This is a genomic window from Ensifer sp. ENS09 (assembly GCF_014852425.1).
In the GTDB taxonomy this organism is placed as follows: domain Bacteria; phylum Pseudomonadota; class Alphaproteobacteria; order Rhizobiales; family Rhizobiaceae; genus Ensifer.
In genome coordinates this window covers 611,942-623,651 of record NZ_JACVBP010000004.1, presented here as the reverse complement: position 1 = coordinate 623,651, position 11,710 = coordinate 611,942, and the positions used below count along the sequence as shown (strand labels likewise).

Genomic DNA, 11,710 nt, shown 5'->3' with positions numbered 1-11,710 from the left:
CTCCTACGCGGCCAAACGCATTACGTCCTCGTTTCGGACAGAAGCGGCAGTTCCTTGGCAAAGTCGTCGATATCCGCCCAGGGATCGCCGAAAGTATCCAGAAGTCCAGGCAGCGAAGAATAGTTCAAATCCTCCGGAGCGTCGATAGTCTCCAGATCCGCCCACTGAAGCGGCGCCGAAGCCGGCAGATTGGTGCGTGCGCGCAGCGAATAGGGAGCGGCCGCCGTATGGCTGCGCGCGTTGCGGTGGAAGTCGATGAAGATCCGCCTGACACGGTTCTCCTTGCCCATGGTCGTGGTGAAAGTCTGAGGCGCGGTCGCCGCCAACCGGGTGGCAATCGCGCTCGTTGCCTGGTGTGTCTTCTTCCAGTCCAGCTTCGGTTTGACCGGCACCACGACATGGATGCCGCTGCCGCCTGACGTCTTGACGAAGGGAACGAGGCCGAGCGCTTCGAGCTCGTCGCGTATGTGGACGGCCGCTTCGACCACGTCGCGCCACAAGACCCCTTCGCCGGGATCGAGATCGAAGACGACGCGATCGGGCTTCTCCAGCCGCGCGCGCCGCGAACCCCAACTGTGAAGCTCGATCACGCCGAACTGGGCGAGCGCCAGATAACCCTTCGTACCCTCGATCGAGAGGAAGGACTTGCTCTCGCCCTCGGAATTGGCCGCGTTGAAGCTGACGATCGAAGGCGGCATGCCGGTGAAGGGATGGCGCTGGAAGAAGCAATCGGCCTGCTTTCCCGTCGGGCAGCGGAAAAGCGACACCGGGCGGCCGAGGATATGCGGCAGCATGAAATCGCCGACCAGCGCATAGTAAACGGCAATGTCGAGCTTGGTCGGTCCAGATCTTCCGAAGACCCGGCGGTCGGCATTGGTCACCTGGATCGTCGCGAGGTCGGCGTCGGTGATCAGCCGTTTGCGCGGCGCCGTCGCCGGAGCCGAAAGCTCGACATCGCGAAGCCCCTTGAAAACCGCGTGGCGCAGCACATTGTCGGTCGTGCGGTTGGAGTAGTGGATGCGGGCCGATAACACCGGCCGCACCCAGAGGATTTCCTTGGGCGCGCCATCGAGCGCGGTTTCGCCACCGCGCAAGGCTTCCAACCGCGCGAGCAACTGCTTGGCTGTCCCCGCATCGAAGCCGGTCCCGACCTTGCCGCGGTAGTGCAGTTCTCCGTTCTCCCATTCCCCAAGCGCCAGTGCCGCAAGGCCTTCGGCCGCCTCCGAAACTGTGTAACCCGCAATCACGAAGTCTTCGCTTTTGAGCGCTTTCGTCTTGGTCCAGGTCTGAGTGCGTCCGCTACGATAGGGCGAGGAAGCGCGCTTTGAGACTATCCCTTCCAGCCCAAGCTCGGCCGCCTGATCGTAGAGCCCGCGCCCATCGCCCTTCACATGGTCGCTGAACTGAATGGCTGAGCGGCTCGATATCTGCCCTTGGAGTAGTTGCGCCAGCAGAGCTTTGCGCTTTTCCAGCGGAGCTTCGGCAAGGTTCCAGCCGTCGAGATGGAGGATGTCGAAGGCATAGAAGACGAGCTTGCCATCCGTCCCGGACGATAGAGCCTCCTGCAACAGCGAGAAGCGGCTGATGCCCTTGTCGTCGAGAGCGACGATCTCGCCATCGATCATCGCCTCCCGACAGGGCAACTTGCCGAATGCGTCTGGAAGATCACCGTAGCGCTTCGTCCAGTCGAGCCCGCTACGTGTGATCAGCCGCACTGAGCCATCCGAGATATCCGCCATCGTGCGATAACCGTCGAACTTGATCTCGTGCAACCAGGTTTGTTTTTCCGGTGGCCCTCCGGGTGGCTTCGGGGTCGGGCTGGCCAGTTGCGGCTCGATCCGCTGCGGCTTCGGACCTTTAACGGCGCCCGTTAGCGAACCGGGCTTGAGGACGGCCGGCTTTGCCGCTTTCGTCGGTTTCTTCGGCGGCTCGACCAACTCTTCGATCCGCCGCCCGCTTTTCACGCTCTCCGGACGCGCCGTCAGAATGTCGACATCGGGATCGGCGGCGGGATCATGCTCCTTGAACAGCAGCCAGTTGCGCTTGTCGTCGTCGTCCGTTTTCGGCTTCAGCCGCGTCAGCATCCAGCCGCCATTGAGCTTCTCGCCGGCGAGACGAAACTTGAATGCGCCCGTTCTCAGGCTTTTCTCGATATCGTCCATCGGCGCCCAGACGCCGGTGTCCCAAACGATCATCGGCCCGCCGCCATACTCGCCTTCCGGGATCACGCCCTCGAAGTCGATGTAGTCGAGCGGATGATCTTCGGTCTCGACGGCCAGCCGCTTGTCGGCGGGGTTGAGCGAGGGGCCTCTGGGGACCGCCCAGCTTTTGAGCACGTCGCCCACCTGCAATCTCAGATCATAGTGATCGGCGGTGGCATGGTGCTTGTGCACAACGAAACGATTGCCCTGCCCACCGGTTCTTCCGGCAGGCTCAGGCGTCCGGGAAAAGTCCCGCTTCGCACGATAGGTCGTGAGTTTCGACGTCGCCATGCGGCAAAGCTAGAACGTGTTCGCAAAGGTCGCAATATCCGTCACGGCAGGGACGCACAGCCCAGAAATTTCGGAAAACAATTGCTTTCGCAACTCGGTCCGACTAAAAAATTCGAAGAATTTGGAAAGCCGCCATGATCGAAAAGCAAAAGACGCCACGCTCGCGCGGCCGTCCCCAGGTCCGGCCGGACGACGAGACGCGCCAGGTGATCGTCCTCGCCGCCGAACGGCAGTTCTGCGACCTCGGCTACGAGGCGGCGAACATCAATATCATCGCCCAGAACGCCGGCGTTTCCACCAAGACGCTCTATCGGCTGTTTCCGACCAAGGCCGATCTGTTCGAGCGCGTCATTTCCCTTAGGATCGCCGAGTTCGTGCTGGAGGCGGCCGAAGAGAACCTGGACGATCTGGGCGTGAGGGGTGGCCTGGTGCACCTGCTTGCCGCCTACGGACATCTCGTGCTCTCGCGCGACACGATCGCGATCATCCGCCTGGTGCTCGCCGAGGCGGAGCGCTTTCCGGAAGTTGCCGCCACCTTCTGGGAACAGGCGATCCAGCGAACGAGTGCCACCTTGGAGCGATGGCTGAGGACACAAGTGGCCCAGGGCCGGCTCGCGGTCGCAGACCCGCGTCTGGCCGCGGGCATGCTGCGCGGCATGATGGCGATGGAGCCGCAACGCGCCGTCATGATGGGGTGCCTTGGCACGATCGACGAGGCGACGATCACGGCACGGGCCGAAAGCTGCGCCGACATCTTCCTGACGGGCGCCTTGCCGAGATAAGCCCTTCGCTCCACGGCAAACTTTGCCGATGTCATCCAGCTGTCATCAAGCTGTAACGTGGGGCCGTATAACTCTCCGCGCGGAAGCCCTTCCGCCGGACGCATGAGGCGTCGCGACCAGCCTTCGGCATGGCCTCTCCCTTGCACGTCCGGTGATTGTTATGCGTTTGTCCGCGAAGCTTCCTCTCGCTGCGGCGGCTCTGGCCGCCTTTTCCATTGCCGCAACCAGCCTTGCCAGCCTGACGGTCAGCGGCAATCTCTCGTCACGCGCGGCGATCGAGAAGCTGGAGGCGCTTGCCGATGCCCGCCGCAACGAGCTTCGCCATTACCTTACAACCGTGGAAAACGACCTGCGCAATCTGCAGGCGCAGAAGTCCGTCGCCAAGGCGCTCAGCGATCTGAATGGTGCGGCTGCCAAGTTCGGCGACAAGACCGAAAACGAACTGCAGCGCCGCTATCTGGCGGAAAACCCCAACGCCGAAGACAAGCGCGCGCTCTACGGTTCCGCAGGCATCGACGACTACGATACGCTGCACGCGCGCTATCACCCGTTCTTCCGGCGCTTCGCGGAAGCCCACGGCTATCGCGACGTGCTGCTCGCCAATCTCAGCGGCGACGTCGTCTACGCCCTCAACAAGAAGGGCGATTTTGGCGTCAACCTCAAGAACGCTGCCTGGAAGGACACCGGCCTTGGCCGCGTTTTCCGGGAGACGGCCGAGGGAACCGACAAGAGCAAGCTCGCCTTTGCATCCTACGGGGCCTATGCGCCGCTTGGCGGCAGCCCCGCCGCGTTCATCGCCATCCCCCTGGAATCGATCGACGGCAAGATCGGCACGCTGATCCTTGAAATGCCGGACGGGCGCATTGGCGAAATCGTCGGCAACCGCACCGGCCTTGGCGAAACCGGCGAGACGATCCTGCTCGACACCAGCGGGTTTTTCCTTGCCGACAGCGCCGCCACAGCCGAAAACGATATGCTGAAGGCCCGGATCGCGACCGACCAGCCAGAGGAAGACGGTGTCATCATCAGCAGCAGGCTTACGGATTTCCGTGGCGAGGAGGCGCAGATGGCGGCGACCAGCCTTGATGCATTCGGCACGCGCTGGACCATGGCCGCGGTCATGACCTCGCGGGAGGCCTTTGCTGCTGTTACCGCCTTGCGCAATTGGACGCTCGTGACGGCACTCGCCGTCCTTGCGGCCGCGCTGGCGATCTCGGTCTGGTATTCGCGCCGACTGACGCGCCCGATCACCGGTCTCGTCCACGACATGAGCCGGCTCGCCGATGGCGACACGACGATCGATGGTGTCGGAGGCACCCGCAGGGACGAGATCGGCGACATGGCCCGCTCCGTCCTCGTTTTTCGCGATGCCCTCCGTGACCGCGCCCGCCTCGAAACCGAGGCCGCGGAAACGCGAACCATGATCGAAGCGGAACGGCACGGCCGCGAGACGGCGCAGGCGGAGGTGTCCCGCCAGATCAACGATGCCGTCGAAATTCTGGCTTCGGGGCTCGAACGCTTGTCCCATGGCGATCTGACAGCCCGCATCGACCGCCCCTTCGGCGCCGGTTTCGATCGCCTGCGCTCGGATTTCAACCTGTCGCTGGAGAGCCTCGCGATCACGCTTGGCGACGTGAAGGCGAGAAGTGCCGAGATCGACGGCGAAACCGGTGAGATGCGCGACGCCATCGGCCAACTCGCCAAGCGCACCGAACATCAGGCGGCGACGCTGGAAGAGGCAACCGCGGCGCTCGGCGCAATCACCGCCACCATCGGTCGCACCGCCGAGCATGCCACATCGGCGACCGCGATCGCGGCCGCCGCCAAGGCGAGTTCCGACCGTTCGGGTGAGGTGGTGATGAATGCCGTTGGGGCCATGGCCCAGATCGAAAAGGGATCTGTCGCCATTTCGCAGATCATCGGCACGATCAACGACATCGCCTTCCAGACCAACCTCCTGGCGCTGAACGCGGGGGTCGAGGCGGCGCGCGCCGGCGAAGCGGGCAAGGGATTTGCGGTCGTTGCCCATGAGGTTCGCGAACTGGCGCAGAAATCGGCGCAGGCCGCCCGGGAGATCAAGGCGATCATCACGACGTCGGCCGAGGAAGTGGCGAAGGGCGTTTCTCTGGTTCGGGCCGCTGGCGACGCGCTCGACGAGATCTCCGGTCAGATCCACGCGATCAACGAGCAGACGCTGCAGATCGCCGGCGACGCGCGCGACCAGGCGATCGACCTGCAGCACATCAACCAGACCATGTTGTCGCTGGACGCTGTGACCCAAAAGAACAATGCGATGGTCGAGGACAGCACGGCCATGACCCACAGGCTTACAAGCCAGGCGTCGGGCCTGTTCGATCTCGTCGAGCGCTTCCACACGGCATCCGACGGAGGTCGATCGGAGACGCACGCCCTGGAGCCGGTCCACCTTCGGCGCACGGCCTGACCTCCGCCACTCAGGTGGCCGCCATCCATATGCGTACATGCCACCCGCTTTGGCGCGGCGGCCATGGTCTTGACGCTTCCCCGAACGCATTTTACGCCCATAACGAGAGTGCTCATCGAGCGCGGGGAAATCATGCGGATAGCCAGTCTTGCGATGTATGTCAGCCCTCCGCCGCTCGCGGCGGCAACGGCAACGCTCTGGGCGTTCCTGCGCGACGACCTGCGGCGCGAGGGCCTGACGCATGTGCCCGACCGCTTGGACGCTGCCCTCTCTCATACCGACGCCTGGCTTCATCCGACGCTGCTGCTCGCGCAGACCTGCGGTTATCCCTACGTCCGGCACCTACGCGGCAAGGTTCGCCTTGTCGCCACACCGGTCTACGGGCATCCGGGCTGCGACGGCGCCGACATGTGCAGCTTCATCATCGTGCGAGCAGACGGCCCGGCCCGTTCCCTCGAAGATCTGCGGGGGACACGGGCTGCCATCAACGATCCCGCCAGCAATTCCGGAACAAACCTGTTGCGCGCGGCGATCGCGCCCCTCAGCCGCAATGGCCAGTTCTTCTCCTTTATCGCCGAAACCGGCAGCCATCTGGCAAGCATAGATGCGGTTGCATCGGGCACTGCGGACGTAGCCGCCATCGACTGCGTGACCTATGGCAACACGCAACGGTTTGATCCGGAACGCGTGGCCGGGCTACGGGTCTTGACCACCACCGCAAGAACGCCGGGCCTACCTCTCATCACCCGCGGCGATGCCTCGGCCGACGAGCTTTTGCTGCTGCGCCGCTCACTGGGACGAGGGATCAAGGAGCCCACTTTGGCCGAGGCCCGCGATGTGCTTTCCCTAAAAGACTTCGCGGTTCTGTCCGATGCGGATTACGAGCCCGTGGCCGAGCTGGCGCGGTTCGCACACCGCCTTGGTTACCCCGAGATTGCTTGAACACGCGCAAGCTGTCGGAGCCAGTTTCGTCAGCGTACCTGTGCCAGCGCCACCGCGTCGGCGCCGGCCGGGAAATGCTGTTGGGCGGACACATCGTTTGCCGCCTGCAAGACAGCCTCCGCGACATCGGCCTCGGTCGTCACCAGGGGCGGTTTTGCAAATTGGGCGAAGATTGGCGCTGCGAAATCGGCATAGGCCTCGGGGATCAGGTCCTCGACGCGTACCGCGGTGTTGTGGGCGAAGCGCGTGGTCGGCGCATACCCCGGTTCGACCAGCTTGACGCGGATATCGAAGGCCGCAAGCTCATGGGCAAGCGAACCGGTAAAGCCGGTGATCGCGGTCTTGCTTGCGGTATAGGCGGCGGCCAGCGGCATGGAAGCAAGCGTTACGCTCGAGGTGACGTTGACGACGACGCCGGACCGGCGGGCGCGGAACTGCGGGATCACCGCCTGGGTCATCGCCATTGTGCCGAAGGTGTTGGTGTCGAAGATCTTGCGGATATGAGACATCGGCGTCGCCTCGAAGGCACCCACCACGCCGACGCCGGCATTGTTGACAAGCGCATCGATCGGGCCGCTTTCCGCAATGGCGGCTGAGATGCTGTCGGGGTCGCTGACATCGAGTGTCAGCAGGCGAAGCCGCTGCGCCGGCCGCAGGATGTCGTGTCGGGGAGAGCGCATCGTCGCAATGACGTTCCAGCCTTCGGCATGGAAACGGCGCGCAGTCTCCAGTCCGTAGCCGGAAGAGCAGCCAGTGATCAGTACGGTCTTCATAACGTTTTCCTTCGTGGTTGGGATGAAACCGGAATACCGCGGGGATTTCGGATGATCTACGACTTGAAGTCCGGATTACGTTTGCTATCGTCCTGACATGACAGATCCCCTCTCGCAACTCATTCAGCTTCTCCACCCACGTACCGTGTTCACCAAGGGCATCAGCGGCGCCGGCCGCTGGGCGGTTCGCTACTCGGAATTCGGTCATCCGAGTTTTTGTACCGTCATCGAGGGATCGTGCCGGCTGGCAGTCGACGGCGAGGCGCCGGTGACGCTGCAGGCAGGCGATTTCGTCTTGTTGCCGCGCACGCCCGGCTTCACCATGTCGGGCTTTGACGCGGTGCAGCCGACTTTCATCGATCCCAAGGCGGTGCCTTCACTGGTCGGCGAAGTTCGTCATGGCAGGCAGGACGGCGAACCGGACGTGCGCCTGCTCGGCGGCTATTTCGTTCTTGACTCGCCCGACGCCGGACTGCTGGTTTCGCTGCTGCCGGCATTGATGCATCTGCGCGGGATGGACCGGCTTTCGACACTCGTGCGCCTTGTGGGCGAAGAAGCACGCGACGAACGTCCCGGCCGCGATCTGGTTCTGGCGCGGCTTGTGGAAGTGATGCTCGTCGAGGCGCTGCGATCCATCGAAGGGGAGAGCGCTGCACCCGGCCTCTTTCGCGGGCTGGGAGATGCGCGGCTGGCGGCGGCCATTCGCCAGCTCCATGATGATCCGGCCCGTGCCTGGACCGTGGCGGAACTGGCGCACGAGGCCGCACTGTCCCGATCCGTCTTCTTCGAGCGCTTCACCCGCGCCGTCGGGCTGCCACCGATGGAGTATCTGCTCGTCTGGCGCATGGCGATCGCCAAGGACCTGCTGCGGCAACGCGAACTGGACCTTGCAGCTGTCGCTGAACGGGTCGGCTACAGCTCGGCAAGTACCTTCAGCACCGCCTTCAGCCGCCATGTCGGGCAACCGCCAGGGCGCTACGCGCGCTTGGCCGTGGCCGCCCAATAACGCCGGCACGGCTTTTCGTGAGAATTATCTCAAATACAGAAGTCAGTCACATTTACACCCTGCTCTCGGGCCTATAGACGAGCCTTGGGGCCTGTAAACGGCCCCTGGGCCAACAGAGAACCGCACCTCATGCTCCGACGCCTGTACGATTGGACAATGTCGCTCGCAACACGGGAGACCGCCATTGTCTGGCTTGGCATCATTGCCTTCGTCGAAAGCTCGATCTTCCCGGTTCCGGCCGATCTTCTCCTGATCCCGATGGCGCTGGCGCGCCCGGAGCGGGCCTGGCGTTATGCTCTCGTGGCAACTGTCTGCTCGGTTCTCGGCGGCATCGCCGGCTGGTATCTCGGCCATTACGCCTTCGACACGCTCGCCAAACCGCTGCTCGAGTTCTATGGCAAGCTCGACACGTTCGAGCACCTGAAGGCCTCGGTCGACAGCGAGATGCTGGCGTTGCTGCTCGTCACCTCGGGCCTGGCGCATCTGCCGCCGATCAAGGTCGTGACCATCCTTTCAGGCGCCGCCAACATCAATCTCGGCCTGTTCATCGTCTCGGCGATCATTGCCCGCGGCGCGCGATTCTTCCTGCTCGCCTGGCTGCTGCGCCGTTTCGGCGAAGAGATCCGGGATTTCCTCGAAAGGCGTCTTGGCGCGCTGGCGGGCGCGGCGGCGACAGTCCTGATCTGCCTCTTCGCCGCACACCGCTTTCTGTCCTGACGGACCGCGGCCGGAATTACCTGCGCGGCAGTGAGAGCGGCGCAAGTGTCCCCATTGCGCGACCCTTCGTGTCGTTCTCAGCCGCCTTGCGGCAAGCGTAGTCCTGCGCTTCCTGGAGCTTTGCGAGCGCGCCGTCATAATCGATCAAGGTCGGGCGGCCATCACTGACGACGCAAGCGCCGTCCACATGGACACGCTCGATCGCCCGCTCGGCCGCGCAATGCAGGAGATTGCGCAAGGGGTCGTAGACCGGCTGCATGGCGTGGTGCCTGAGATCGACCACCAGGAAATCCGCCTTCGCGCCGACGGCGATCCGGCCGATGTCGTCGCGGCCGAGCGCCCGGGCACCGGCAGTCGTTGCCGCCTCGAGGATGTCGCCGGTCGAAACGTCGAAGACGGACTTGCCCGAGAGCCGCGCGCAGATCATCGCCTGGCGCATTTCTTCAAGCATGTTGAACGGGTAGCTGTCGGTTCCGAGCGCGACGTTGACGCCGGCGCGGCGATAGCGGCCGACCGATTCCAGCGCCATGCCGCTGCGCGAGAAGGTGACCGGGCAATGGGCGACCGTCGTCTGGCGATCGGCAAGCAGGCGCAAATCGATCTCCGTGCGCTGCCGCGTCCAGGAATGGCTGTCGACGAAGATGCAATGGCCGAGGATCAGGTCCCTGCCGAGCAGACCCAGCTTCTCGAGATACTGCACGGCCGTCAGCCCATGCCGGCGCAAAAGCTCCTCGTGCTCGGTCATGGTCTGGGCGGCGTGGATGGTGATCGGCATGCCGCGCTCACGCGCCGCCGCCACCGCATCCTGCAGCAGTTCCGGCGAGCAGGTTTCGATCTGCGACGGTGCGACGACGCCGCCAAGGCGCCCCGAGGGGTGTGCATTCGCCGTATCGACGACCTCAAGCGCTCGCGCAAAGGCTTCGCGCCCCCGCGCCTTGTCCCAGCCGAAGTCGAGACGATGGCTGTCTTCGACGTGCCATTGTGCTTCGCGGAAACCCGGCGCGACGAAGGCGCGTGCGCCGCTTTTGGCAAGCGTCGGCAGCCAGCTCGCATGCGGGCCGGCAATATCGAGCAGCGTGGTGACACCACTGCGCATCAGGTCGCCGACCATGACCGTCAGCGACGCCTCGATCGCGTCGTCGTCGATTTCCAGAAGGTTGGAGTATTCGTAGAGCGCGTTGCCCCAAAGCGCTGCCGTCCCCATGTCCTCGAAGATGCCCTTGGAGATCGGCTCCTCGCCGGAATGGCAATGCACGTTGACGAAGCCCGGCATGATCATCCGGTCGCGGCCGGAACTCTCGCTGGCATAAGGACCGTCATAATGGCCGCCGACATGCACGAAGCCCGCGTCGTCATAGGCGACGTCGGCGTCGTTGAGATAGACATGGCCATTAAGCTCGCGGTCGAAGGCGACGAGCGTATGCGCTTTGCGGATGACGTGGATCTCTTTAGTCATGCGTGGTCCTGAAATATTGCTCGAGGAAACGGCTGTAAGCCCCCATAAGGGCGCTGAAAACGAAGTATACGACAGCGGCGAAGACATAACCCTCCAGCACTGCGATACCCTGCCATTGCGGGTCGCGCATGGCGGTGCGGACGGTATCGAGGAAGTCGAGCAGGCCGACGATCGTCACCAGCGTCGTATCCTGGAAGAAGCCGATGAACAGACTGACCAAGGGCGGTATGACCTTCTTCAGCGCCTGCGGCAGCACGATCTTGCGCATGATCTGCCAGTAATGCAGACCGAGCGAATGGCCGGCCTCGACCTGCCCCTTGGGAACCGCCTGCAGGCCGCCGCGCACGATCTCGGCGATATAGGCCGCGGCAAAGAGGATGATCGCCACCTGCGCCCGAACGAGCTTGTCGATGGTGATGCCATTGGGCATGAACAGGGGCAGCATGACGGTCGCCATGAACAGGATGCTGATCAGCGGCACCCCGCGCACGATCTCGATGAAACCGACGCCGAGAACGCGGATTGCCGGAAGGTTCGACGCACGGGCGAGCGCCAGCGCAATGCCAAGTGGGAGCGCGCAGGAAAGCCCGATGAAGGAGAGCATGAAGGAGAGCGGCAGCCCGCCCCATTGCGTCGTGGGCACGACCGTCAGGCCGAAATAGCCACCCGCCATCAGCACATAGAGCACCGGCAGGACGACGGCCACCCAGGCGACCAGCAGCCCCCGCCCCCAGACCTTCGGCACCATCGAGACGAGGCAGGCGCCGAGAAACAGAAGCATCGCCGTCAGCGGGCGCCATTGCTCTTCAAAGGGATAAAAGCCGAAAAAGATGTAGCGCATCTTCGCCGACAGGAACGGCCAGCAGGCGCCGCTCGTCGCCTTGCATTCCGCCGGCGTGCCGACAAAGGTGGCGTCGACGAAGAGCCAGCCGATTGCGAGCTTGGCGAGCGCAAAGACCGTGCCGAGGCAAAGGATGGTGATCAGCGCATTGCCGGGCGTGCCGAAATAGGCGCTGAGCCAGCGGCTGCGCGATGCCGGTGGCGCTTCGCGGCTCGGCGCAAGTGCCGCGCTGCTCACGAGGGTGTCGACCTGTGTCAT

The 11,710-nt window shown here is 63.9% G+C and carries 9 protein-coding genes; 5 read left to right on the top strand and 4 right to left on the bottom strand.

The window, feature by feature from the left end; all coding sequences use genetic code 11:
• Positions 1–20: 20 nt before the first annotated feature.
• Entirely contained in the window at positions 21–2,492 is a 2,472-nt protein-coding gene (gene ligD / locus IB267_RS23180) for a DNA ligase D (protein ID WP_192449767.1), read from the bottom strand.
• Between the two features lie 134 nt (positions 2,493–2,626).
• Here ligD and IB267_RS23175 point away from each other — a divergent pair, with 134 nt between their 5' ends.
• From IB267_RS23175 to IB267_RS23165, 3 genes are all read left to right on the top strand, one after another.
• A complete protein-coding gene (locus IB267_RS23175) occupies positions 2,627–3,274 on the top strand; it encodes a TetR/AcrR family transcriptional regulator (RefSeq protein ID WP_192449766.1) in 648 nt (215 codons plus the stop codon).
• A gap of 160 nt (positions 3,275–3,434) precedes the next feature.
• The gene (locus IB267_RS23170) at positions 3,435–5,717 is read left to right on the top strand and encodes a methyl-accepting chemotaxis protein (protein WP_192449765.1); all 2,283 of its coding nucleotides are present in this window, start codon (positions 3,435–3,437) and stop codon (positions 5,715–5,717) included.
• A gap of 132 nt (positions 5,718–5,849) precedes the next feature.
• Positions 5,850–6,659, top strand: a complete 810-nt coding sequence (locus tag IB267_RS23165) for a phosphate/phosphite/phosphonate ABC transporter substrate-binding protein (protein WP_192449764.1) — start codon at positions 5,850–5,852, stop codon at positions 6,657–6,659.
• 29 nt (positions 6,660–6,688) lie between these two features.
• Here IB267_RS23165 and IB267_RS23160 read toward each other — a convergent pair whose 3' ends face one another.
• Positions 6,689–7,432: an SDR family oxidoreductase gene (locus IB267_RS23160; RefSeq protein WP_192449763.1), complete on the bottom strand. Its 744-nt coding sequence runs from the start codon at positions 7,430–7,432 to the stop codon at positions 6,689–6,691.
• A gap of 97 nt (positions 7,433–7,529) precedes the next feature.
• Between IB267_RS23160 and IB267_RS23155 the strand changes: the two genes are divergently transcribed.
• Positions 7,530–8,438 (top strand): AraC family transcriptional regulator, encoded by a 909-nt coding sequence (locus IB267_RS23155; RefSeq protein ID WP_192449762.1) that lies wholly within the window; start codon positions 7,530–7,532, stop codon positions 8,436–8,438.
• A gap of 129 nt (positions 8,439–8,567) precedes the next feature.
• A complete protein-coding gene (locus IB267_RS23150; RefSeq protein WP_192449761.1) occupies positions 8,568–9,155 on the top strand; it encodes a YqaA family protein in 588 nt (195 codons plus the stop codon).
• 16 nt (positions 9,156–9,171) lie between these two features.
• Here IB267_RS23150 and IB267_RS23145 read toward each other — a convergent pair whose 3' ends face one another.
• Positions 9,172–10,611, bottom strand: a complete 1,440-nt coding sequence (locus tag IB267_RS23145) for an amidohydrolase family protein (protein WP_192449760.1) — start codon at positions 10,609–10,611, stop codon at positions 9,172–9,174.
• On the bottom strand, positions 10,604–11,710 hold the full coding sequence (locus tag IB267_RS23140; protein WP_192449759.1) for an amino acid ABC transporter permease: 1,107 nt from the start codon (positions 11,708–11,710) through the stop codon (positions 10,604–10,606). Before IB267_RS23140 ends, IB267_RS23145 begins: the two co-directional genes overlap by 8 nt.